Source organism: Lamprocystis purpurea DSM 4197 (assembly GCF_000379525.1).
GTDB classification, from domain to species: Bacteria; Pseudomonadota; Gammaproteobacteria; order Chromatiales; family Chromatiaceae; genus Thiodictyon; species Thiodictyon purpureum.
Map to the genome: position 1 here is coordinate 18,258 of NZ_KB902363.1, position 24,433 is coordinate 42,690.

20 protein-coding genes and 1 tRNA gene are annotated in these 24,433 nt (G+C 60.5%); 19 read left to right on the forward strand and 2 right to left on the reverse strand.

Annotation, left to right across the window (positions count from 1 at the left end):
- The first annotated feature begins 67 nt into the window (after window positions 1–67).
- The 16 genes from A39O_RS0101255 to A39O_RS0101330 all read left to right on the forward strand — a co-directional run bounded on the left by A39O_RS0101255 (window position 68) and on the right by A39O_RS0101330 (window position 18,608).
- Entirely contained in the window at window positions 68–652 is a 585-nt protein-coding gene (locus tag A39O_RS0101255; RefSeq protein WP_245561717.1) for an XrtA/PEP-CTERM system exopolysaccharide export protein, read from the forward strand.
- Window positions 653–679: 27 nt separating this feature from the next.
- Window positions 680–2,269, forward strand: a complete 1,590-nt coding sequence (locus A39O_RS0101260; protein ID WP_020502902.1) for an XrtA system polysaccharide chain length determinant — start codon at window positions 680–682, stop codon at window positions 2,267–2,269.
- Window positions 2,270–2,279: 10 nt separating this feature from the next.
- Window positions 2,280–3,233: an XrtA-associated tyrosine autokinase gene (locus tag A39O_RS0101265; RefSeq protein ID WP_020502903.1), complete on the forward strand. Its 954-nt coding sequence runs from the start codon at window positions 2,280–2,282 to the stop codon at window positions 3,231–3,233.
- A gap of 78 nt (window positions 3,234–3,311) precedes the next feature.
- Window positions 3,312–4,832 (forward strand): TIGR03016 family PEP-CTERM system-associated outer membrane protein, encoded by a 1,521-nt coding sequence (locus A39O_RS0101270; RefSeq protein ID WP_020502904.1) that lies wholly within the window; start codon window positions 3,312–3,314, stop codon window positions 4,830–4,832.
- Between the two features lie 6 nt (window positions 4,833–4,838).
- The gene (locus A39O_RS0101275; RefSeq protein ID WP_020502905.1) at window positions 4,839–5,879 is read left to right on the forward strand and encodes an XrtA/PEP-CTERM system-associated ATPase; all 1,041 of its coding nucleotides are present in this window, start codon (window positions 4,839–4,841) and stop codon (window positions 5,877–5,879) included.
- A gap of 88 nt (window positions 5,880–5,967) precedes the next feature.
- Entirely contained in the window at window positions 5,968–6,798 is an 831-nt protein-coding gene (locus A39O_RS0101280) for an XrtA system polysaccharide deacetylase (protein ID WP_026199076.1), read from the forward strand.
- On the forward strand, window positions 6,798–7,859 hold the full coding sequence (locus A39O_RS0101285) for a FemAB family XrtA/PEP-CTERM system-associated protein (protein WP_020502907.1): 1,062 nt from the start codon (window positions 6,798–6,800) through the stop codon (window positions 7,857–7,859). The genes A39O_RS0101280 and A39O_RS0101285 overlap by 1 nt, the downstream gene beginning before the upstream one ends.
- A 19-nt stretch (window positions 7,860–7,878) precedes the next feature.
- Window positions 7,879–9,090, forward strand: a complete 1,212-nt coding sequence (locus A39O_RS0101290; RefSeq protein ID WP_020502908.1) for a TIGR03087 family PEP-CTERM/XrtA system glycosyltransferase — start codon at window positions 7,879–7,881, stop codon at window positions 9,088–9,090.
- Between the two features lie 95 nt (window positions 9,091–9,185).
- Window positions 9,186–10,730, forward strand: a complete 1,545-nt coding sequence (xrtA, locus tag A39O_RS0101295) for an exosortase A (RefSeq protein ID WP_040526827.1) — start codon at window positions 9,186–9,188, stop codon at window positions 10,728–10,730.
- Entirely contained in the window at window positions 10,727–11,923 is a 1,197-nt protein-coding gene (locus tag A39O_RS0101300) for a TIGR03088 family PEP-CTERM/XrtA system glycosyltransferase (RefSeq protein ID WP_020502910.1), read from the forward strand. Before xrtA ends, A39O_RS0101300 begins: the two co-directional genes overlap by 4 nt.
- 33 nt (window positions 11,924–11,956) lie before the next feature.
- Window positions 11,957–13,174, forward strand: coding sequence for a TIGR04063 family PEP-CTERM/XrtA system glycosyltransferase (locus tag A39O_RS0101305; protein WP_020502911.1), 1,218 nt, complete (start codon window positions 11,957–11,959; stop codon window positions 13,172–13,174).
- 76 nt (window positions 13,175–13,250) lie between these two features.
- Window positions 13,251–14,606, forward strand: a complete 1,356-nt coding sequence (locus A39O_RS0101310; protein WP_020502912.1) for a phenylacetate--CoA ligase family protein — start codon at window positions 13,251–13,253, stop codon at window positions 14,604–14,606.
- Window positions 14,606–15,985 carry a putative O-glycosylation ligase, exosortase A system-associated gene (locus A39O_RS31475; RefSeq protein WP_020502913.1) on the forward strand — a complete coding sequence of 460 codons (1,380 nt, stop codon included), beginning with the start codon at window positions 14,606–14,608 and terminating at the stop codon, window positions 15,983–15,985. Before A39O_RS0101310 ends, A39O_RS31475 begins: the two co-directional genes overlap by 1 nt.
- 776 nt (window positions 15,986–16,761) lie before the next feature.
- Window positions 16,762–17,844: a cell division protein ZapE gene (gene zapE / locus A39O_RS0101320; RefSeq protein WP_157639555.1), complete on the forward strand. Its 1,083-nt coding sequence runs from the start codon at window positions 16,762–16,764 to the stop codon at window positions 17,842–17,844.
- 204 nt (window positions 17,845–18,048) lie between these two features.
- Entirely contained in the window at window positions 18,049–18,279 is a 231-nt protein-coding gene (locus A39O_RS0101325; RefSeq protein WP_020502915.1) for a hypothetical protein, read from the forward strand.
- Window positions 18,276–18,608 carry a hypothetical protein gene (locus A39O_RS0101330; protein WP_020502916.1) on the forward strand — a complete coding sequence of 111 codons (333 nt, stop codon included), beginning with the start codon at window positions 18,276–18,278 and terminating at the stop codon, window positions 18,606–18,608. Before A39O_RS0101325 ends, A39O_RS0101330 begins: the two co-directional genes overlap by 4 nt.
- Before the next feature lie 258 nt (window positions 18,609–18,866).
- Here A39O_RS0101330 and A39O_RS0101335 read toward each other — a convergent pair.
- A tRNA-Ser gene (locus A39O_RS0101335) sits at window positions 18,867–18,957 on the reverse strand.
- 197 nt (window positions 18,958–19,154) lie between these two features.
- On the opposite strand from A39O_RS0101335, the gene A39O_RS0101340 reads away from it, so the two are divergent.
- On the forward strand, window positions 19,155–19,988 hold the full coding sequence (locus tag A39O_RS0101340) for a class I SAM-dependent methyltransferase (RefSeq protein WP_020502917.1): 834 nt from the start codon (window positions 19,155–19,157) through the stop codon (window positions 19,986–19,988).
- On the opposite strand, the gene mobB is transcribed toward A39O_RS0101340, so the two are convergent.
- The gene (mobB, locus tag A39O_RS0101345) at window positions 19,967–20,506 is read right to left on the reverse strand and encodes a molybdopterin-guanine dinucleotide biosynthesis protein B (RefSeq protein WP_020502918.1); all 540 of its coding nucleotides are present in this window, start codon (window positions 20,504–20,506) and stop codon (window positions 19,967–19,969) included. The two genes, A39O_RS0101340 and mobB, sit on opposite strands and share 22 nt — an antisense overlap.
- A gap of 248 nt (window positions 20,507–20,754) precedes the next feature.
- On the opposite strand from mobB, the gene ettA reads away from it, so the two are divergent.
- Window positions 20,755–22,422 (forward strand): energy-dependent translational throttle protein EttA, encoded by a 1,668-nt coding sequence (gene ettA, locus A39O_RS0101350; protein ID WP_020502919.1) that lies wholly within the window; start codon window positions 20,755–20,757, stop codon window positions 22,420–22,422.
- Between the two features lie 7 nt (window positions 22,423–22,429).
- Window positions 22,430–24,433, forward strand: coding sequence for a putative bifunctional diguanylate cyclase/phosphodiesterase (locus tag A39O_RS0101355; protein ID WP_157639556.1), 2,004 nt, complete (start codon window positions 22,430–22,432; stop codon window positions 24,431–24,433).

The following is a 24,433-nucleotide window of genomic DNA, read 5'->3' on the forward strand; positions in this document are numbered from 1 at the left end:
GGGCCAAATCGGCTGAATCGTAGGGAGCAACACACGAGTGCGGCATTGTGACATTCTCCTGAGCGCGTTGCTGGCGTCTTTCCTGGTCGGTTGCTCTACCCCGAAATTCCCATCGCCGCCGGAGGCGACGTACGAACTTCGCTCGGCCAGTAAATACAAGATCGGCCCCGGGGACTCGGTGCAGATCTTCGTGTGGCGGTACCCCGAAGTCAGTACGACCGTGCCGGTGCGGCCTGATGGTTTCATCTCCGCGCCGCTGCTGGAAGATATTCCGGCCTCCGGCAAGACGCCAACCGAGCTTGCCCGCGACCTGGAGGCGGCGCTATCGGTTTATCTGCGCGACCCCCTGGTGACCGTCATCGTGCAGGGGTTCCAGGGGATTTTCCCTGAGCAGATCCGTGTATTAGGTGAGGCGACTCATCCCACGGCATTGCGCTATATCGACGGCATGACCTTGCTTGACCTCATGATCCAAGTCGGCGGAACAACCCAGTTTGCAGCCGGCAACCGGGCGGTGCTGATGCGGTTCGAAAAGGGCGAAAAAAAGCATTACACGGTACGATTGGATGACCTGACGAAAGCGGCGGATCTTTCGGCGAATGTCGACATGCAGCCCGGCGACATCCTCATTATTCCCGAGTCCTGGTTCTAGTTTGCAGCGCGCCTGCACATTCTCGCCATGCAAGACTTGCTGCGTCTCGCGATTCAATATCTTTCCGGTGTCTGGCGCCACCGTTGGTCCGCCCTTGCCGTGGCGCTGATCGCCAGCCCGATCGGCTGGTTCTATACCGCGAGCCTACCTGACGAATTCGTCGCACAGGCGCGCGTCTATGTCGATACCGACTCCGTGTTGACGCCGCTGCTGAGCGGCCTGGCAGTTCAGACCAGTGACAGCCGTCGCGTGACCATGATGACCAATGTACTGTTCAGCCGGGACAACATGGAGAAACTCGCGCGGATGACCGACATGGATTTGCGCGCGAAGACGCCGCAGCAGATGGACGATTTGGTAAAGGAATTGAAAGAGCGGGTCAGTCTGGCGCGTCAGGGCGATAATATCTATACCATTTCGTTCAAGGACCGCACGCCCAATCTCGCCAAACGGGTCGTACAGTCGATGCTCACGATCTTCGTCGAGTCCAACCTCGGCTCGTCGCGCCAGGATCAGGATTCCGCCGAGCGCTTTCTGCAGCGCGAAGCGAAAGATTACGAGCGGCGCTTGATCGATGGTGAGCGCAAGATGAAAGAGTTCAGAATGCGCAATCTCGACATCCTGTCCGATCGCGGATCTTACTATACCCGGCTGCAGGCCGCGCGCGCCTCCCTCAAGCGCGCGCAAGACGCTGTCAGTTCCGCCACGCGCCGCCGGGATCAACTTGGCGATCAGCTTGCGATCGTCGAGGACGAGGGGGCCGAGAGCGCAGATTACGCGCAGTATATCAATGACGAACTGAAGATCCATTTGGCGGACATCGACCAGCGTATTCGCGAGATGCAGCAACAGTTGGATGAATCCCTACTGCGCTATACCGACGTCCATCCCGGCATCGTCGCCTTGAAGGCGGCGCTTGAACGGCTCAACGTCCAGCGGGAGACCGAAAAAACGCTGTTTATTTCGAAGCAGGACCAGAATACGGTCGTGAAATCACTGTCGGGGAATCCCATCTACCAGCAACTGCGGCTGCGGCTCTCGGACGCTGAATCCGATATCGCTTCCCAGCAGGCACTCGTCGAGAATCTGAAGGCGGAGATTGAACAGTATCAGGCCTCGGTCGACCAAGTGCTTCAGGTGGAATCGGAGCAACAACAGTTGAATCGTGACTATGCCATCCTGAAATCCAACCACAGCCAACTCCTGGAGCGGATCGAAAAAGCACGACTCACACGCGAGGTCGACACAAGCGTGGACACCGTGAAATTCCGGACCCTCGACCCCCCAAAAGTCCCCAGTGAACCCAGTGCTCCCGACCGGGTACTGATCGCGTCAGGGGTGTTCGCCGGAGCGACCGCTGCCGGGATTGGCCTGGCATACCTTCTTGCAATGCTCTGGCCTGTGTTTGGTGACCGCAGGCAGTTGTCCGAAGCCACCGGATTGCCGGTGCTCGGCAGTCTGAATATGGTCTGGACCGCCGCGGAGCGCCGCAAGAGGTTCTGGGAAAATATCGTCTTCGGTACCACGTTGTCCGGCCTGGTTCTCGCATTTGTCGGGGTGCTGGCTCTATTTCACTGGCGCATCGACATCATGTCGCGATTGCCTTTCTTGGCGTAACGAGATTTAGATGAACACCATTGAACGCGCTGGCGAGCGACTGTCCGCGACACGTCAAGTGCTCTCGCCGGATGTGCTTGTTGCCGACGGCCGCAACGCGACCACCCGCGAGGCGGTGGATGCCAATCCGGAATCGCCCGCGGCGCAGCGCAAAGTCCATATACCGCCGAGCACAGTGGTCAATCCCGACATTTCTCTGACCAGCCTCGACCAGGGCTTCCTGCTATCGCCGGAAGGCGGGCGCTCCCGAACGGCCGAGGAGTTCCGTATTATCAAGCGTCCTCTGCTCGTGAATGCATTCGAGAAGACGCCGGAGGGTGTCAACTATCCAAACCTGATCATGGTAACCAGTTCCGTTCAAGGCGAAGGCAAGACGTTTACCTCCCTGAATCTGGCTATTTCCATTACCATGGAGATGGACAGCACGGTGCTGCTGATTGACGCCGATGTCGCCCGGCCGGGGCTTTCACTGCGCCTGGATGTTCGCGACCGACCAGGCTTGATCGACCGCCTTGTCGATGAAACGATCGATCTTTCGCAGATGCTCCTGAAGACCGACATTCCCAAGTTGACCGTGCTTCCAGCAGGAACAGCGCATAAACGCTCAACCGAGTTGCTTGCCAGCGGAAGCATGCGTCGACTGCTTTCGGAGGTCGCATCGCGCTATCCGGATCGTATTGTTTTATTCGATTCTCCACCGGTCCTGGAAACCACCGAAGCAAGCGTTCTGGCGTCATTGATGGGGCAGGTCGTGATTGTCGTGGAGCATGACAGCACCGCCCAGGGTGTTGTCAAAGAAGCGCTCGCGCATTTCGAAACCACGGACAATGTCTTTCTCGTTCTCAACAAATGCAAGGCCAGCCTGTTCTCCAATCAGTACGGCTACGGCTACGGCTACGGATACGGATACGGATACGGCTACGGTTATGGCGCTTACGGCGATGCCGACGGCGTGCAAAACTAGTCAAGTGACAGTTCAAGAACAGGCTATACGCAGCGATTAACGAAATACAAGCAAACCCAGCCGCTTGAAAGAAAAGTCATGTTCACCTTGTTATTGAATCTTTACCAAAGGTGTTCGGCGAGGCGGTTTCTTGGCGCGTCCGCGTCGCCTGGGGTCCTGCTTGTTCTGGCGATCCTGAGTGCGCGGAGCATCGAGGCCGAGCCGATCGTCGCCTCGGCCGGTGTGTTGTCACGGCTGGTTTTTACCGATAATCTCTTCCTTACGGCGCAGCGCCCGGAGCCGGCGATGATCTTTCAGTTGACGCCGAATATCACGGGTGGTCGCAGAGGTAGCCGGTCATCCTATCGCTGGTATTATGGTCCCAGCGCGCTGTTTTATTCCGGTGGTCACTCTGATCTGAATCATGTATTTCACGTGCTTCAGGCCAATGCGAGCGTCGACCTCATCAAGGAGTACTTTGCATTGCAGTTGACGGCGAACGCAAATCAAAACCTGGTCGATCCGACCGTGCAGAGCACTGGATTCGACGCGTTCGGGAATCCCGATGCCTTTGCTCAGACCGCTTCGGTTTCGGTGGCGCCGGTTATTCAGTTCCCATTGTTGCGGGCGAATGTCGCGACCGTACGGTTCGCGCCGGGATTCAACTACGTGTTTGCCGCGAAGACTGCCGAAGGTGCGCGCAACGCGGGTTCCACGGGCTCGCAGAGTTACTTAACCATCGCGAGCGGCGACTATTTTTCACGTGCCCCGTGGGATGTTGCAGCATTCAGCAATATCTTCAGCAGAGACAACGACAAGGATAGCGACAACGACACCGATGGAATCTCCAATATCAGGGGAACCGTCACTTACCCGGTCAGTGCAAAGTGGAACATCCAGGGTCTCGTCGGATATGAGTGGGGCCAGTACGAGTCCCTGTCCGAACCTGGCGGCTGGCGCTGGCGGGTCACGCCGTACTGGTCGCCGTCCCAAAATACATCAATCGGGCTGGGCTATGGCTGGCGGTATTTCGGCGCGGACTATTTCGCCAGTATCAAGTACCGGCATAAGAAAACAGTGGTCACGATGAGCTATGAAGTCGCGGTGTCGAATGCCCGTACGGCCTTGCTCGATACCCCCGTCGTCTATTTTGAGGACGCTTTCGGGGAGCCGATCATCAGCCCGACTTCCGAACAGACCTTAGCGGGCTCGGTTTCGAACCCGCCGCTCGTCGCCGGCGTCTTTTTGCAGTATCAGACGCTGGCCAGTATCGCGCACCGGTTAGGTCGGACGACCGGCTATTTCTCGGTTAATCAAAATCGCTGGGACTATCAGCGTTCAGGTATCCAAGTAGATGATCTTCAGGGCAGTCTCCTTTTCAATCGTGCCTTGTCGCGACGCACCCGAGGGGAAGTCGGCGCGCAATACTGGCTATATAGTCAGTTCGCTGTCGGCGCGGTCGATTTTGATCAATTTAAAGTCTGGGGTGCACTGAGCTATCAGGTGAACCGCAGGGTATCCGGAAGCATTCGTTATTTCTATAATCAGCGAAGCTCCGACACCGCAGCGCAGAGTTTTGACGAGAATGGGCTATGGTTTACCATGAATTGGGGTTTGTGAAAAGGAATGTACGAAGAATTCTATCACCTTTCCGGTAAGCCGTTCCAATTGACACCCGATCAGCGGTTTTTTTTCGACAGCCGGGGTCACCACCGGGCCTTGGCCTACCTGCGCTACGGTTTGGAGCAAGGTGAGGGATTCGTCGTCATTACCGGTGGTATAGGAACAGGGAAAACAATGCTATTGCAGGCATTGTTCGGCGAACTCGACACCTACCATGTGATGGCCGCCCAGTTGATAACAACTCAAGTGGAGCCCGAGGACCTGCTTCGTATGGTGTGTGCGTCCTTTGGTTTAGCGCATGACGGGTTCAACAAGGCAACTTTGCTGCATCACCTCGAGCAAGTCGCGCGCGCGCGATTCGCCGAGGGTCGTCGCGTTTTATTGGTTGTCGATGAGGCGCAGAATCTTCCCGCGAGATCCCTTGAAGAATTGAGGATGCTTGCGAACTTCCAGATCGAGGGGCGCTCGCTTTTCCAGAACTTCCTGTTGGGGCAAGATAATCTGCGCCGGACGCTGCAGCTGCCGAGCATGGAGCAACTCCGGCAACGGATTATTGCCGCTTATCATCTCGATCCACTATCCGGTGAGGAGACTCAAGCGTACATCGAATTTCGCCTGAACTGTGTCGGGTGGTCCGGGAAGCCAACGCTTACGTCAGAAGTGTTTGCTTTGATTCACACTGAAACGAACGGCGTGCCGCGGCGCATAAACACATTATGTGATCGATTATTGCTCTATGGATTCATTGAGAACAAGCTTGATCTGAGTGCGGACGATGTCCGGGTCGTCGCCAACGAACTGCGGCAGGAGATCGGCTGGTCAGTGGGGGCCGGAAGTGTCTCTGACGGCAATGCTCCGGCCAGTCCCAAGTCCGGGGGCAATGGGTCCTTGCAGTCGTCCGACGCGGACGATCTGTCGGCTCGGTTGCTGGCCTTGGAGGAGGAGGTTGCGCGGATTCGTGCGATCGTCACGCGGGAGCGCAAGCTCCTGCGTAAAGCGGTCTTGTTGCAGCTTGAACTTGATGCCTATGATGACCTGGATTGATCGAGATCTTGCGTTTGACGGGGTTTCGGCGCGGCTCATCCCCGTGGCGGATCGAGAAGGCATCGGTACTTTGGCTCACGTCAATGCGATGACAGTCGACGTAGAAGATTACTTTCAGGTGACCGCTTTTGAGCAGCATGTCAGTCGAGCGCACTGGGATCGGATGCCGCACCGTGTCGAAGGTTGTGTTGATCGTATTCTTGGGCTTTTTTCGCAGCATAACGTGAAGGGCACTTTTTTTACGCTCGGCTGGATCGCGGCCCGCTATCCAGCGATGGTGAGGCGTATCGTCTCCGAGGGACACGAACTTGCCAGCCATGGCTGGGAGCACGTTCGGGTGACTGAACAAAGCCGGTCGGAGTTTCGCGCGGATGTGACTCGTGCAAAATCTGTTCTGGAGGATACCGGTGGATGCCCGGTGTTGGGCTATCGTGCCGCGAGTTACTCGATCGGCACGCGAAATCTGTGGGCCTTGAAAGTCTTGGACGAAGCGGGATACCGCTATTCTTCCAGCATCTATCCGATTCGTCATGACATCTACGGGATGCCCGGTGGGCCACGGTTTCAATTCAACCCGCGTAGTGATTCGTCGTTTCTGGAGATTCCGATAACGACGCTCGACGTCGGCGGCCAAAAGCTGCCGTGTGGCGGCGGTGGCTATTTTCGATTATTTCCTTATTCCTTTTCGCGGTGGGCGATGCGGCGAGTCAATCGTCTCGACCGGCAAAGCTGCGTTTTTTATTTTCATCCCTGGGAGATCGATCCGGATCAACCACGGCAGCAGGATCTAGGAGCGAAGACGCGGTTGCGACATTACTTGAATCTGCATCGTATGGAGGCTCGTGTCGGATCCCTGCTGCGCGACTTCTACTGGGGCCGGATGGATGAGATCTTCCTGATCGCGCCGGATTTCGGGTAGTGTGCGTGAAGCCGATCGACGCGATCGTCGACACCGGGCTGCGGGTGAGGCGATATCTGGCCTCCGATCACGCGCGCTGGGACGCATTTGTAGCACATTGCGCGCAGGCAACGTTTTTCCATCGGTCCGGTTGGTCTCGGGTCATCACCGAAGGGCTTGGCCAGCGCTGCCGGTATTTGTTGGCTGAACGCAATGGTGAAATCGAGGGCATCTTACCGTTGGCGGAAGTGCGTAGTCGGCTCTTCGGGCACGCACTTATTTCGACTCCCTGTTGTGTCTATGGCGGAGTGGCCGCCGTGAGTGAGGACGCAAGGCAGGCGCTCATCCTGGAGTCAATGCGCTTGGCGAGGCGGCTCGGTGTTGACGCTCTGGAGATGCGTAACCGCGAAGCGGTCTGTCCAGAGTGGCCCACGCAGAACCTATATGTGACGTTTCGGCGGCCGATCAGCGAAGCCGATGCGGATAACTTCAAGTCAATTCCGCGCAAGCAGCGCGCGATGGTGCGCAAGGCGATCGATGCCGGACTGTCGGCGTGCGTGACGAATGACCTGGATCGGTTTTACCGGATTTATTCGGAAAGTGTTCGCAATCTCGGTACGCCGGTCTTTTCCAGGAGGTTTTTCGCCGTGCTGATCAACGAGTTTCACAGCGATACGGAATTGTCGGTCGTCGCGGCTTCAGGCCGGGATGTCGCTGCTGTCCTGAGCTTTTACTTTCGCGACGAAGTGCTCCCCTATTACGGCGGCAGCCAGCTTGCGGCGCGGCCAGTCAAAGGCAATGACTTCATGTACTGGGATCTGATGAGACGCGCTGCGGCGCGAGGTGTCCGGGTGTTCGATTACGGCCGCAGCAAGGTCGGCACCGGCCCTTATCACTTCAAGAAGAACTGGGGCTTTGTCCCGCAACCACTGCACTACGAGTATTATCTTGTCAGATCCCGTGTCATCCCGGAGAATAATCCGATGAATCCGCGTTATCGACTGTTGATCGCAGCCTGGAAGTGGTTGCCGTTATCGATCGCCAACACGGTCGGTCCGATGCTCGCGCGGCATCTTGGTTAGTCAGGGCTGGCGCAGTAACATGGAACAGCGCTTCCCCCACCTGCTGTTTCTGTGTCATCGTATTCCCTATCCGCCGGACAAAGGTGACAAGGTCCGCTCGTACCGTTGGCTTCAGGAACTGCTTCAGCATTTTCACGTGCATCTTGGCGCGTTCATCGATGACCCAGCAGATTGGGCGCATGTTGCGCAGTTGCGGGAGCGTTGTGCGTCATCACTGTTTCTTCCGTTGGCCCGAAACGGCGCGACGTTCAGGAGCATGAGTGGTTTTCTCAGCGGCACCGCGTTGACGATCCCCTATTATCGGGATGCACGTATGCGGCGCTGGGCGCTGGCATGTCGCGTTTCGCACGGAATAGAACACGTGTTGGTATTTTCTTCCGCGATGGCCCAGTATGCGGAGAATAGCAGTTGGTCTACCGTGCGGCGCGTCATAGATTTCGTGGATGTTGATTCCGATAAGTGGCGTCAGTATGCCCACCGTAAGCGCGGGCCGGCGGCACTGATCTTTCGGCGCGAGGCGAAACGATTGGCCGAAGCGGAGGCACGGTTGGCGCATGTTTTCGATGCGAGTCTGTTTGTGTCGGAGCATGAAGCCGATCTTTTTCGCAGCGGCGTCGGCGATGTTGGCGAGCGGGTTAAGGCGATCAGGAATGGGGTCGATACGTCCTATTTTGATGCTTCGACGGAGCACGTGTCGCCTTATCCGGTGTCGAGTGAGCCGGTGGTGTTTACCGGGGTTATGGATTACTGGACGAACATCGACGCGGTGCTGTGGTTTGTGCGTGAGGTCTGGCCCCGTGTCAAGGCGATAAGACCGCGAGCTCTTTTTGTGATCGTCGGTGCGAAACCGACGCGGGAGGTCCTGAGGTTGGGTGGCGAGGATATCCGGGTGACTGGACGGGTTGCCGATGTTCGGCCCTATCTGCAACACGCCGCAGCGGTCGTTGCGCCGATGCGGATCGCACGCGGTGTCCAGAACAAGGTGTTGGAGGGGATGGCAATGGGGCGGCCCGTCGTGCTGACTTCCAAGGCGCTCGAGGGGATCGCGGCGGTGCCGGGGCGCGATTTATTGGTTGCGGACGAGCCGGCAGCCTACGCGCGTGCAGTCGTTGCCGTGTTGAGCGGGTGCGCACCCAATCAAGGTCCTGCTGCTCGGCGGCTTGTTGAAGCGCATTATGGCTGGGCCGAGTCGGCGGAGAAGATGGTCGCGTTGATTTTCGGAGAGCACTGAGGTGACCGTCATTCCGATCGGTTCCTGCGGATGCGTTCTTGATCCGGCGGCCAGCCTTAGGCTTGTCGTTCGGGTGTGCGAGGCGTAGAGACTTGATGGAAGCTGCAAGCCGGAATGCCGTTGTGCACCGCGTCACCTGGTCAGCCGTGTTGCCGGGGCTGGCCGCCGTCCTCTTCGTACTTCTCTGGCTGTTCTTTCCGACCTTGTGGTCGCTGGTGTCGATCTGGCTGCGATCGGATACCTATGCTCACGGCGCCATTGTCCTTCCCATCAGCCTGTGGCTGATATGGGAGAAACGGGCGGGTCTCGCCGGCTCGTCACCGCGGCCAACGTTGGGCCCAACGCTGCTGATGCTTCCGGTTGGCGGTGTGTGGCTTCTTGGAAGTGTTACGGATGTGCTGGTGCTTCAGCAATATGGATTTATCTGCCTGTTGATCCTTGCCATCTGGTCGATGGTGGGCACGCCGGTCACGCGCTTTCTGGCCTTCCCGCTCGGATTCTTGCTGCTGGCCGTTCCGGTGGGCGAGTCGCTCACCTATCCACTGATGAACTTTACGGCTGATTTCACGGTTGGTCTGCTACGGCTCACGGGGATACCGGTGTATCGCGACGGGACCTTTTTCTCTCTGCCGAGCGGTGACTGGTCAATCGTCGAAGAGTGCAGTGGGGTTCGTTATCTGCTGGCGTCGGTCACCCTCGGGATCTTGTTTGCCTATCTGAACTTCAGGTTTCTATGGAAGCGTCTGGTGTTTGTGTTGTTCTCCGTGGTCGTTCCGGTGTTCGCCAATGGGCTGCGTGCCTACCTGATCGTGATGATCGGGCATCTGAGCAATATGAAACTGGCCACGGGTGTCGATCACCTGATCTATGGTTGGGTGTTCTTCGGCATCGTTATTGCCATTATGTTTTGGTTTGGAGCGATGTGGCGCGATCCAGGGAGTGAGATCCCCGCGGGTTTGAAGCGCATGGGTGGCGCGCGTGGCGTCGGCAGCGTGGGCATCGCCGTGCTGTTGGCCGCGGGAATCTGGCCGGGTCTGATGTGGGGATTGGAACGGGTCTCGGATCACTCCGCGATGGCGGTCGCCTTACAGGTGCCGACGGCCGTTGGTGATTGGCAGGAGGCGCCGGAGGGGCTCTGGTCATGGCGCCCGCGCGTCGTGGCTCCCGACGGTGACATCTATGTTTTTTATCGTGGACGCTCTGGGACGGTCGGTGTCTATCTCGGTGTCTTTCGGTCCCAGCGGCAAGGCGCAGAGTTGGTCAGTTCCGCTAATCAAATGGTCTCGACACGGGATCAGCAGTGGAGCGACAAGGAGATATCGAAACGGGTGATTCGCCTTCCGAACGGGCCCTTCACCGTAAATCAAAGCCGGATCGCATCGCATCACGATGGCGACCATCTGCTGGTGTGGAACTGGTATCGTATTGGTGATGTAAGCACCAGCAGTCCCTATCGTGCCAAGCTGGTCGAGGCGGCCGATCGGCTGTGGGGAGGGGAGCGTGCCGGGACCTTGATCGCCGTGGCCGCACCTTATGTCGTCAATGAGGACGAGGCGGTCGTGGTGCTCGAGGGATTTCTGGCGCTGATGTTGCCGTCGCTGGAGGCGGAGATTGTCCGTGCGATCTCGGCGCCGCCATGATCGAGGGTAGCCTCAAGTCACCGCGGATTGTTCACGTCGTGTATGGTTTCGGCACTGGTGGGTTGGAGAATGGACTCGTGAACATCATCAACCGAACCCCTCCTGACCGCTATCGGCATGCGATCGTCTGTCTTACCGACGCGGGGTTGTTCGCGTCGCGGATGGTCCGGCATGACGTGCCGATCGTCGCGCTGCGGTGCTCCGCGGGGCACGATTTTTCCGTGTATGTTCGCCTCTGGTCGGCGCTCCGGGCCCTACGCCCGGCGATCGTCCATACGCGTAATCTCGCCACGCTCGAGGCGCAGGTCCCCGCATTCTTCTTGCGCGGCGTCAAACGTGTTCACGGGGAACACGGCCGCGATGTCTTCGACCTTGAAGGCAAGAATCGCAAGTACAATGTGCTGCGTCGGGGCATTCGGCCCCTCGTCCAGCGTTATATCGCGGTCAGCAAGGATCTTGCCGACTGGCTTGAGTCCAGGGTCAGGGTTCCGCCGGTGCGCATCAGGCAGATTTACAACGGTGTGGATGCCGACCAGTTTTCACCCACAGTGGGGGCACGCACCGATCTGGGACCGCCGGGGTTCCTGTCGGATGGGGCGCTGGTGATTGGGACCGTCGGGCGACTGGTCGCAGTCAAGGATCAGCGGACCCTGCTCTTCGCGTTCGCCGACTTGCTTGGTCGGAGCCGGGACTTGGCGTCGCGTTTGCGTCTGGTCATGGTCGGAGAAGGGGAACTGCGTCATGAGTTGGAGCAGCAAGCGGCGGCCTGTGGCGTATCCCACGCGGTTTGGTTCACCGGTGACCGTAGCGACGTTGCTGATTTGATGCGACTGTTTGATCTGTTCGTATTACCGTCGCTCGGTGAGGGAATCTCGAATACGATCCTGGAGGCCATGGCCACCGGGCTTCCCGTCATTGCGACACGGGTTGGCGGCAATCCTGAACTGGTAACGCCGGGCCGAACCGGCGCCTTGGTATCCGCTGGGGATGCTGGGGCATTGGCGTCGGCGATGTACGATTTCATTACGGATGAAGCGCATCGAATACGCTGTGGCGCGGCGGCCCGCGCTGAGGTGGTACAACGATTTGATTGGGGATCTTGTGTTGCTGCATACTTATCATTGTACGACGAGGTGCTGGGACATAGGATCGATCCGACTGCTGTTCGAGACCTTGTTGCGCCGGATCGCTGAGGATCAAGGCCGCGTCGCGGGGGATGACGCGGCGTGAAGATTCTGCACGTCCTGGATCATTCGATCCCACTGCATAGCGGTTACGCTTTTCGCACCCGGGCGATTCTAGAGCAGCAGCGGGCGCTTGGCTGGGAGACGGTGCAGGTGACCTCGGCCAAGCATCCGGGTTCTCAGTCAGTGGTCGAGGAAGTGGATGGTCTGCGTTTCTATCGCACCGCCCTCGGCACCCCGGCGACGTCCAGCGTGCCGGTGTTGAACCAGTGGGCCATTGTCAGCGGGCTGGAACGGCGACTCATGGACGTGATCGCGCTGGAACGCCCCGATCTCTTGCATGCGCACTCGCCAAGTCTGAATGGCATCGCTGCCATCCGTGCCGGGCGCCGCAGTCGCTTACCAGTCCTGTATGAGTGTCGCGCCTTTTGGGAGGATGCCGCGGCGGATCATGGCACGAGTAGGGAGTGGGGGTTGCGTTATCGGTTGTCCAGGCATCTGGAGACCTGGGTCTTTCGTCAGTGTGACGCGGTCACTTGTATTTGCGATGGTCTGCACACGGATATCGTCGCGCGCGGCATCGCCGCATCGAAGGTGACGGTGATTCCCAACGCCGTGGATTTGGCTCATTTTCAGTACGGACTGCCCCGGGACGAGGCGTTGGCGGCCGAGTTGGGAATCGGCACGGCGACCGTGCTCGGTTATCTCGGCTCGTTCTATGCGTACGAAGGGCTGTCCCTGGCCTTGCGTGCCTTGCCGCGAATCATTGCCGAGTTTCCCCAGGTACGACTGCTGCTGGTCGGCGGGGGGCCGCAGGAGGCCGATTTGATGCGTTTGGGGAGTGAACTCGGCGTGGCGCGGCAGCTGATCTTTGCGGGGCGGGCGGCGCATGCACAAGTCCATCGCTATTACAGTTTGGTCGATTGCGTTCTGTATCCACGGATGCCGATGCGTTTGACTGAACTGGTGACACCGCTGAAGCCTCTGGAGGCGATGGCTCAGGGCAAACTGGTCATGGCGTCGGACGTCGGCGGTCATCGTGAGCTGATACGCGATGGGGAGACCGGCTCGCTATTTCGTGCGGGCAGTATTGACGCTCTGGTCAGCGCGATACCGCAACTTTTCGCGCGACGCGATCAGTGGGATGCACAGCGTCGGCGGGCACGAGCGTACGTGGAGTCCGAGCGTCAGTGGCCTCTGATTGCGGCACGCTATCGAGCCGTTTACGGACGGCTGACTCCAGCCGCCGCTGTTGCCTGAGGGTTCATGGTGCCTGGCTGGGGTCGCCGGCGACGCCGGTGTCCGGATGGTGCGATCTTCACTGGGGAGTGACGCGTTGGCGGATTTCTACACCGGTACTGTCAGCAGGTTTCTTTTCCCGCTGCATGAGCGAATGAAGGGCCATAACAGTGTCGCCGTGCGCATCGGGCTTGAAGCAAGCCAATGGTGGGGGGCGGAGCAACTCGCGGCAGTCAGGCTGCATCGATTACGCCTGCTGCTTGAACGCGCCTATCGCCAGGTGCCGTATTATCGTCGCATCATGGCCGCGCGCGGTATCACCCCCGACAGTATCACCACGCTGGCGGACATCGACGCCTTGCCTTTTCTCACCAAGCCGGACATCCGGGCCCAGAGTGAGGCGCTCAAAGCGCGGGATGCCGGTCGTCTGACCCGCCTCAATACGGGCGGGTCTTCCGGCGAGCCGCTGATCTTTTTCGTCGGTCGCGAGCGCATCAGTCATGACGTCGCGGCCAAATGGCGCGCGACCCGTTGGTGGGGGGTGGATATCGGCGATCCGGAAATCGTTATCTGGGGTTCGCCGCTCGAATTGTCCGCACAAGATCGGGTACGCGAATTGCGGGATCGGTTGTTGCGCACACGCCTGCTGCCCGCTTTCTCGATGTCGACCGGGAATCTGGATCATTTCATTCGAGCGATTCGCAGTCGGCGCCCGCGGATGCTATTTGGCTATCCCTCGTCGCTCGCCCTGATCGCGCGGTACGCCCGGAGCAGCGGTCAGCGGATGGACGATCTGGGCATCCGGGTCGCCTTTGTGACCGCCGAACGCCTTTATGAGGATCAGCGCGCGGCGATCGAGCGGACCTTTGGCTGCCCGGTTGCCAATGGCTATGGTGGTCGCGATGCGGGGTTCATTGCGCATCAGTGTCCACGGGGCGGCTTGCACATTTCCGCGGAAGACCTGCTGGTTGAGATCGTGGATCCGCAGGGCCGGGTACTGCCCGAGGGTCAGGCGGGCGAGATCGTGGTCACCCACTTTGCCACCGGAGACTTCCCTTTCATCCGCTATCGGACCGGCGATATTGGAGTGTTGGGTCCGCCGGATTGTCCCTGCGGTCGTGGATTGCCGGTGTTGCGTGAGGTTCAGGGGCGGGCCACGGACTTCGTGGTGGCGCAAGACGGCACGGTGATGCACGGATTGGCGTTGATCTATGTGATCCGCGATGTCGGCGGCATCGAGCGTTTTCAGATCATCCAGGAGAGTCTGACGCGAACCCGCGTGCTGATCGAGGCGGGCGCGGCTTATTCTCCGGTAGGGGCCGAGGCCATCGTTGCCGGGCTGAAATGTCGTCTCGGATCCGGGGTGCGGATTGAAGTCGAGGTCGTTGACGGGATTCCGGCGGAGCGTTCCGGAAAGTTTCGTTACGTGCTCAGCAAGGTGGGTGTGGCCTGATGCGCGACTATATTGTCGCGCTGGTGGTATTCGGCTGTCTACCCCTGATCCTGCGTAAACCATTCTTCGGGATCCTGGTCTGGAGCTGGCTCAGTCTGATGAATCCCCATCGTTTGGGCTGGAGTTTTGCGACCGAAATGCCCTTCGCGCAGATTGTCGCGGTGACGCTCATGCTGTCGTTGCTGATCGCCCGGGAGGTGAAGCGACTGCCCGCTGTGCCATTGACCTGGCTGCTGGCTTTCTGGTGGTTCTGGTGGTTCGTCACCACCTTGACGGCTTTTTATCCGGCAGCCGCCTGGGCGGAATGGGATAGAACCTGGAAGATCCTGCTCCTGACGTTCCTGATGATCGCCCTGTTGACGACGCGGGAGCGCATCAATGCGCTGGTTTGGGTCATTGTCCTGTCATTGGGTTTCTATGGGGTGAAGGGCGGTATCTTCACACTGCTCGGCGGTGGGGTAAACCACGTCAATGGTCCGCCAGGCAGCTTTATTTCCGGTAACAATGAGATCGGGCTCGCGCTGGTGATGACGGTCCCGATGATACGGTATCTCCAGTTGATCAGCGAGAGTCGGTGGATCAGGTACGGGATGCTGGCAATGATGGTGCTGACTCTGATGGCGATTTTCGGCACGCAATCGCGCGGTGCGCTGGTTGGCATGATCGCAATGACGTTCTATCTGGCGATGAAGAGCAGCAACAAGGCGGGTCTGCTGTTATTGCTCGCGTTGGCCTTCCCGCTGGCTCTGATGACGATGCCGGAGACCTGGTACAGCCGTATGGACTCGATTCAGGCTTACCAAGCGGACGCATCGGCGCAAGGCCGAATCAATGCGTGGTGGACGGCGTGGTACGTGGCACTCGACCACCCGCTGGTGGGCGGCGGCGCCGACATGTTCAATCGGCAGACGTATGCGCTCTATGCGCCGAACCGTCAGCATGTTCTTGACGTGCACAGCATCTATTTCGAGGCCTTGGGCGAGCATGGTTTCGTTGGTCTTTTCACCTTTCTGGCCATCGGGCTCGGCGCGCTGGTAACCTTGAACCGGGTGATACGATTCGCCAAGCCGCACGCGGCCTTGGGTTGGATGCGCGATCTGGCATCAATGATTTTCGTGAGCCTCATCGGCTACGCGACGAGCGGGCTATTCTTGGGACTCTCCATGTTCGATTATTATTACATGCTGATCGCGATCACGATCGGGCTTGCCGGCTTGACCCGCCGCTACGCACGCGATGGGGTACCGATCGAGAAGCCGCCAGGCGTTCCCCCGGGAGTTACGGGGCATCGACGTCGCGCTGCGGCGGGTGCAGTGCCTGCCGGTCGACGTTTGCCGCTCGGTGTTTCCAGATTGGCAAGCTGGTTCGCGAGACTATGAGCAGGAACCGGGGCGGCTCGTGAAAGTCCACGCCGCGCGGCGACGGTCGTGCCCCGGATCGCCTGGGCCGCTGGCATGGACTGCGATTCATGGACGCCCGGTCCCTGGTACTGCGCTTCGCTTGGCGGCGCCGGGACTCACTGAGGGTTTGCCGCAGGTTCGAGCCGGGGCAGGGTCTGGTCGAGGTTCTCAGCCGTGACGAAATAATACCCGCACTGTTCCTGTGTTAAATTTTCGGATGCTGTCCGAGGGTATTTCCGGCAACTCGGCGGTCGGACGTGATAGACGGCACAACTGCTCAGCCCCTGGTCGTCGAAGCGCAGGAACGGACAAGGATAGGGAAGTTTGCAGCAGGCGCCGCAACGGTTGCAGTCGCCCCGCCGATTCTCGTCGATGGGCAACAGGGATGTTGTGAAACGCTTGAGTTTATTGAGCATCCGAAGGGTACTCTTAAGGATGTGTGGGCGCTGAATTCAGCGCGACAGGCTGCATACCATATTTCAAAGTGCTGTGCTTGTCACTCCGTTGCCGCGGCACAGGCACTGTCGGTCGGGCGATCCGTCGCTGCCGGGACCCGGCGTGCAGTCCACTGATTGGTGACGATCGACCGACCCGCGGGCAGGTTGGTCAAAATATAGCCTTCGCACCCGATAACCGGACAGCGCCTTGGTGTAGGGGCGGGTTGAAACCCACCCCTGTGTCCGGTTATCACGTTCGACGGCTATCGCAATTATAGTGTGTCCGATAACAAATCCGCGGGTCATCCAGTCATGCCGATGTCTTTTCTTCCCTGCAATATTGAAGGGTTCCATCCTTTGGACGAGGTGCAACAGGAGGCGTTCCAGTTACTGCATGATCTCAAGGTTCGCTTGGCTGGTGCCCCCGAGGGAGTGCCGAGGCGCGGCCTCCTGGACCGGTTGATCGCACGGCCGGCCCCCGGCAAGCCCCCGATCCCCGGACTCTATCTATGGGGTGGAGTCGGGCGCGGCAAGACCTACCTGATGGACTGGTTTTGTGGGTCCTTGGAAGTCACCGGGGCACGCCGGATCCATTTTCACCACTTTATGCGCGATGTTCACGATGCGATGTCCCGGCTGCCGAGCCAGCCCGACCCGCTGGAGGTGATCGCCGATCAATGGCGGCGCACGGTGCGGATCTTATGTCTGGATGAGTTCGTGGTGACCGACATCGCCGATGCGATGATCCTGCATCGGCTGTTGCGCGCGCTGTTCGCGCGCGGTGTCACCTTGGTGGCGACGTCAAACACCAAGCCGGATGCCCTCTATCGCAACGGATTGCAGCGGCAGTTGTTTTTGCCCGCGATCGAACTGCTGAAAGCTCACACGCAGGTTTTTGAGCTGAACGGCCCCGTCGATTATCGGTTACGGGAGTTGACGCAGGGCGGGGTCTACTTCGTCGGCGGCGAGGGCGAGGCCAGACTGGCGGAGCACTTTGATCATCTGACCGGGGGGCATGGGACGCTCGATCAGGATTTCAGTGTCAACGGCCGGAGCTTCCCGGTGCGTCGGGTAGGCCCCGATGTTGCCTGGTTCACGTTTCAGGACCTTTGCGCAACACCGCGATCGGTTGCTGATTACATTGAAATCGCGAAACTATTTCACACCGTACTGATTTCGGGTCTGCCGGTGCTTGGTCCCAGGCACGAGGCGGCCGCCAGGCGTTTCGTGCACCTGATCGACGAGTTCTACGATCGTCGGGTCAAGCTGGTGACGGCCGCTGAAGCGCCGATCGCGGATTTATATCCGGGCGGGCTCATTGATTTCCCCTTTGAACGGGTACAAAGCCGCCTGCTTGAGATGCAGACGCTGGCCTACCTGGCTGCGCCAGGCCGAGCTTAGTTTGATGATCATTGAAACCAGGGCAGAGCGTTCGCGGGAGCCGGGGCGCGAATTGCCGCCAGCCTTCAGGCGCTTCAATCATCACCACGCGGTGCCCTTCCCCAGGTGTCCCAGGAAGGCGCCACACACAGGTTTGACCGGTTCCGGTATCCTGCCCGCCAACCCCAGTCCAATCCAGACCAGCCCACACGGTTTCGCCCACTTATGGAATCCAGCAAGGACAAGTTCCTGACCCTGCTTTACAAGGACCTGCTGAAGGTCGACCTCGCAGACCTGGACTTCGGCTTTTACCGCATCCTCAAGTACCGCCGCGAGGAGGTGAAGGCGTTCTTCGGCCAACGTTTGCCGGAAATCTTAGCCTCGGCCATGCAAGGCCAGGCCGCGGATCGAAGGAATGCCCCCGCCAACTCGTGGAGTTTTACCTATGACTCTTGAAGAACGCCTGCTTGTCCGCGGGCAAGGCGCCCGAGGTACTGGAAGTCATCCGTTTTCTCGACCGGGTGTCCGGTGACGAGGGCTGGGCGGAGGGCTTGGCGGCGCGGGTCCTCTCAGGCAACAGTGGTCTGCATCGTCCCCCGGATGGGGCGGACTGCTTTGCCGACCGTTTCCCCTATCTGCGGGGGCGCAACCGCGCGCCTGCCCAACTCGTCGCCGATCTGCGGCGCGACCTGTTCCACGGCGCTGGCGGCTTGAGCCTGCACCTGATCCTTATCAGTCGCTCTTGCTCGCGGCGGTTGCGACCGACGAAGACTTTGATGCCGTGACAGGAGAAACGCCAGGGCTTGCGCGCGCAGCATGTCCTGATGATGGACGAGGCCGACTACTTGGGCTCGGTCTTACGGGAAATGCGCGAGACTTTGGCATAGGTCGGGCAACCATACCCATGGGAAGGTCCGGGAAGCATCGCGGGCGCATCCTGATGGCCCTGCGGTCGGCCTGTAGGTCTTTTTGTGGGAAGGTTTGTGGGCAAAAACCGTATTTATTTTCTTACTATCTGAAAATAAACGGTTTATTTTTTAAAATGGCGGAGAGGGAGGGATTCGAACCCTCGATAGGCTGTTAACCTATACACACTTTCCAGGCGTGCTCCTTAAGCCACTCGGACACCTCTCCGGGGAGGCGCGTGCGTTTGACGAAGGTTGCCGGTGCCCTGTGGCCGATCAGTGGCCGCGGGGAGGTCAGTCTTCCGAAACGCTCGCGAGCCGGGAACAATACAGCAACCTTCGAGTCCTTTCAATCGATCGATTGATTTCGTCTCCGACTCTTGGCGTAGTGCACCGTCCATTGTCCGCCCGACCGGTTTTCCGACCATGTCACCACAACGCCCTGTTGTTCGCCCGACCGCCGCCGCGCTGGCGGATCGGCACCGTCTCTATGAGCGCGCGGTGCAGAATCCGCGCGTGGAGGTGGATTTCGTCGACCGCACCTATCGGTTGCTGCGCGGACGCAGTGCCCGGTGGCTCAGAGAGGATTTTTGCGGAACGGCCGCGGTGTGTTGCGAGTGGGTCCGGCGGCGCAAGACCAATCGGGCCTTTGGGGTTGACCTGGACCCGGAGGTCCTGGCGTGGGGACGCTGCCACAACCTGGCGGCACTGCCGCAAGCGCAGCGCGTCCGGGTCGAGCTGCTGGAGCAAGACGTGATGCGGGTCGTCACCCGACCCCTGGACGTGGTGCTGGCCATGAACTTCAGCTACTGGCTGCTATGCGGTCGGGCCGCGCTGCGGGCCTATTTTGAACGTGTGCGCGCGGCCCTGGCACCGGATGGGGTCTTTTTTCTCGACGCCTATGGGGGCTATGACGCCTATCGACTGATCATCGAGGAGCGCCCGCTCGACGACCCCGAACTGGGTCCAGTGCGCTACCAGTGGGAACAGGCCCACTATGATCCGATCAGCGGCCGGCTGGTCTGTCACATCCATTTTGCCTTCGCCGATGGATCCCGTCTGGAGCGCGCCTTCACCTACGACTGGCGTCTGTGGTCGCTGCCGGAGATTCGGGATCTGTTGGCCGAGGCCGGATTCTCGCGGGTGCTGGTCTACTGGCAGGGCTGGGATGCGCAGGGTCGGCCGGATGGCCGCTTCGAGCCGGTCGAGTCCGGGGAGCCCGATGCCGGTTGGATCGCTTATCTGAGCGCTGAGCCCTGAAGCGCGAGCCAGGCGACGATGAACTCCGCGACCGCGTTCGGGTCGTCCAGTGGCAGGCGCGGCGGGTGATCGTCGGCGGGCAGGTCGGCGTCCGTCACGACGGCGATGATGGCCGGATCGCGCGGATAGAGCGGCGGCTCGCCGACCGCGGTACGATGGACCTCGATCTTGGGGTAATCGGCGTATTTGAAGCCCTCCGCCAGCACCAAATCCAAGTGATCGCACGCGAAGCGGGCCAGCAGTTCGCCCAGGTCGGGGTCCGCGCCTGGTGTGTGGTTTTCCACTTGCAGCGCCCAGCGCCGCGTGGATGCCAGCAGGACTTGATCGGCGCCGGCGGCACGGACCTCGAAGCTGTCCTTACCCGGGCGGTCCAGGTCGAAGGTGTGATGTGCGTGCTTGAGGTAGCCCAGGCGCCAGCCGCGCCGCTTCAGGAGCGGGACCAGTTGCCGCAGCAGGGTGGTCTTGCCGCTGCCGCTGGGTGCGACAAAGCCGATAACGGGGATGGGGTAGCGAGGCATAGGCGGTCTTTATCCTGGTGTTGCCGCGATTTTAGGCGATTGCCGGAACATCATGTATCAAAGGATGTCGGTCAATCGCGTGTCCGACCCATGCTCCCGGCGACACCGGCCCCCGAGTTTGGACATTTCCCATGCCGCGCCCCACAATGCACTTCTCGATCGCGGACGCCGGCCCGGCTCCCGGGCGGCCCACCGCGACGCGACCATCACCGTCTCCCCAAGTATCCGGTCTCTAACGCGGGCAAGCCATGGCTCAATATATCTACACCATGAATCGGGTCGGCAAGGTCGTGCCGCCCAAACGCGTGATCCTGCGCGACATCTCGCTGTCATTTTTCCCTGGAGCCAAGATCGGCGTCCTGGGTTTGAACGGCTCGGGTAAATCCACGCTGCTGCGCATCATGGCCGGGCTCGACACCGAGATCGAGGGCGAGGCGCGCCCCCAGCCCGGGATCAAGGTCGGCTTTCTTCCCCAGGAGCCCCACCTGGACGCCACCAAAGACGTTCGCGGCAACGTGGAAGGGGCGCTCGGGCACATCAAGGACGCGCTGACCCGGCTCGACGCCGTCTATGCCGCCTATGCCGAGGCGGATGCGGACTTCGATGCACTCGCCAAGGAACAGGCGGAGCTCGAACACCTGATCGAGGTGACCGACGGCCACAATCTGGACCGCACCCTGGAGGTGGCCGCCGAGGCGCTGCGTCTGCCGCCCTGGGAGGCCGCCGTGGCCACCCTCTCGGGCGGCGAGCGGCGGCGGGTCGCGCTGTGCCGGCTGCTGCTCTCCAAGCCGGACATGCTGCTGCTGGACGAGCCGACCAACCATCTGGACGCGGAGTCCGTCGCCTGGCTGGAGCGCTTCCTGCTCGAGTACCCCGGCACCGTCGTTGCCGTTACCCATGACCGCTATTTCCTGGATAACGTCGCGGGTTGGATTCTGGAGTTGGACCGCGGTCACGGCATCCCCTGGGAAGGCAATTACTCCTCCTGGCTGGATCAGAAGGAGCGGCGGCTGGAACTGGAGGAGAAGACCGAGGCCGCCCGCGTCAAGACCATGAAGCAGGAGCTGGAATGGGTGCGCGCCAATCCCAAGGGGCGTCATGCCAAGAGCAAGGCGCGGCTGGCGCGCTTCGATGAGTTGCAGTCCGCCGAGTTCCAGGCCCGCAACGAAACCAACGAGATCTATATCCCGCCGGGTCCGCGGCTGGGCGACCTGGTGATCGAGGCCGAGGGCCTCAAGAAGGCCTTTGGGGACAACCTGCTCTACGAAAATCTGTCGTTCAGCCTGCCCAAGGGCGGCATCGTCGGCATCATCGGCCCCAACGGCGCGGGCAAGACCACCCTGTTCCGCATCATCAACGGGCAGGAACAGCCGGATGCCGGAACCTTACGCATCGGCGAGACCGTGCAGGTGGCTTGCGTGGACCAGAGCCGGGATGCGCTGGACGACAGCAAGACCGTCTGGGAGGAGATCGCCGATGGCCTGGACACCATCATCGTGGGTCGCTATGAGATGCCCTCGCGGGCCTATTGCGGGCGCTTCAACTTCAAGGGGTCGGATCAGCAGAAGCGCATCGGCGACCTGTCCGGCGGCGAGCGCAACCGGGTCCATCTGGCCAAACTGCTGAAGAGCGGTGGCAACCTGCTGCTGCTCGACGAACCGACCAACGACCTGGATGTGGAAACCCTGCGCGCCCTGGAAGAGGCGCTGCTGACCTTCCCCGGCTGCGCGGTGGTCATCAGCCATGATCGCTGGTTCCTGGACCGGATCGCCACGCATATCCTGGCCTTCGAAGGCGACTCCCAGGCGACCTGGTTCGAGGGCAACTACGCGGACTACGAGGCCGACCGCCATCGCCGCCTGGGCACCGACGCGGACCAACCGCATCGCATCAAATACCGGCGGCTCTCCGCCTGAGGATGCGATGCCGACGTCACACCTCCCGGGTGCTCGGTTGGGACGCTCCCTGTCCCACCCTAAGGATCACGGACACGCCGATCCGTGGCCGGCAACACTGGATTTGTCTCTCATTGCGCTGTCGGCGGGGGCGGCCGGGGCTCTGATTGCCGCCGGGTTTCTCTGGTATTGCGACGGCTCCGCTGCCGAACGGATGTCCGCGGGGGGCGGCGTTCGTCTGGTGCTGGAATTCGCCTTGGTGGCGGTCGCGGGCTTGTTTGCCCTGCTGATCATGGTGCGGGGGCGTTCTGTCGCCCGCACCGCGCGCGCCGAAGGTATCGATCCGCGTGCGGCTGGCGAGACCCTGAGCGCCGTCCTCGGTGCGATGAGTCAAGGGGTTATTCTGGCCGACCCGGAGCTGCGGGTACGCCTGTTGAACCCGGCCGCGGAGATGCTGTTCGGGCGTCTGAGTGACGAGGCCGCGTCGCTCCCGGTCCAGGTCTTGATTCCGAGCCTTGCGATGACCGCCGAGACCGCCGAGACCGCGGCGGAGGATGCGGCGGGCCCGCGCGTGCGCCATTGCAATGGTCTGCGCCGGGGTGGTGAGGCGTTTGCGCTGCGACTGCTGCTGCGCAACCTGACCCTGGAGGATGCGTCCTGGCTGTTGATTCTGGCCGAGGATCTGGCCGAGAGCGAACGGGCGGAAGCGCAGATCGACTATCTCGAGAATCACGATACACTCACCGGGCTCAACAATCGACGCACGCTGGAGCGACTGATCGGTGCAGCGGTTGCCGATCCGGACCGCGCGGCGCAGCCGCACGCACTCTGTCTGATCGATCTGGATCACTTCAAGCTCATCAATGGCACCTGCGGACATGCCGCGGGTGACAAACTGCTCAAACAGCTTGGCCAGATCATCTCCACCAAGCTTGGCGGCGCCGCCGTCCTGGCACGGCTGGGCGGCGACGAATTTGCCGCTCTGTTCGTCGGGGAGGCCGTGGCGAACGCCGAGTTCGTCTGTGCCGAACTGGTGCGTACCGTACGCAGCTTCCCCTTTACCTGGCGGGAACGCACCTTCGATGTGTCGGTCAGCATCGGACTCGTCAACTTCGCGCCGGTGGAAGGTGCGCTCAGTGCCCTGGGGCGGGCGGATATCGCCTGCCAGGTCGCGAAGACGCGCGGCGGCGATCGGCTGCACCTCTTCAGTCCGGAAGACGTCAACGCCATTCGCCGACTGGGTGACGTGGCCCTCATCTCGACCATCGGACGTGCGCTGGAAGAAAACCGTTTCCGCGTGATGGCGCAGCCGATCAAACCATTGCAGGTCGCGGGTGCGTCGATGCACTATGAGATCCTGGTGCGGATGCAGGACGATCAAGGCCGTTCGGTGGCCCCGAACCATTTCATCCCGGCCGCCGAGCGCTATGTCCTGATGCCGGCGGTCGACCGCTGGATTCTGGCCCACGTCCTCGGACGCCAGGCCGAGCAACTGCGGACCTGGCACGAGCAACACCCCGAGCAGTTCATGCTCGCCCTGAATCTCTCCGCCACCACCCTGGTCGATGAGGGATTCCTCCCCTATCTCAAGCGTCAGTTCAGCGACTACCGGGTGCCCTATCAGGCGATCTGTTTCGAAGTCACCGAGACCAATGCCGTCTCGGATCTGGGCAGGGCGCGTGCCTTCATGCAGAGCCTGTGTGATCTGGGCAGTTCATTTGCCGTCGATGACTTTGGTACCGGCTTCGCTTCCTACACCTACGTCAAGTCACTCCCGGTGCGTTACATCAAGATCGACGGGAGCTTTGTGCGTAATCTGGCCAACGACCCGGTGGATCGGGCCGTCGTCGAGTCCATCAATCATGTCGCCCATGTGCTCCAGCTCCAGACCATCGCGGAATGGGCCGAAACACCCGCGGCAGTCGAGATCCTGCGCGATCTGGGAGTCGATTTCGCCCAAGGCTACGGGGTCGGCCCGGCGGTGACCCTGGATGATCTGCGGCTGCATCGCAGTCTGGGGACCGCGGGATGA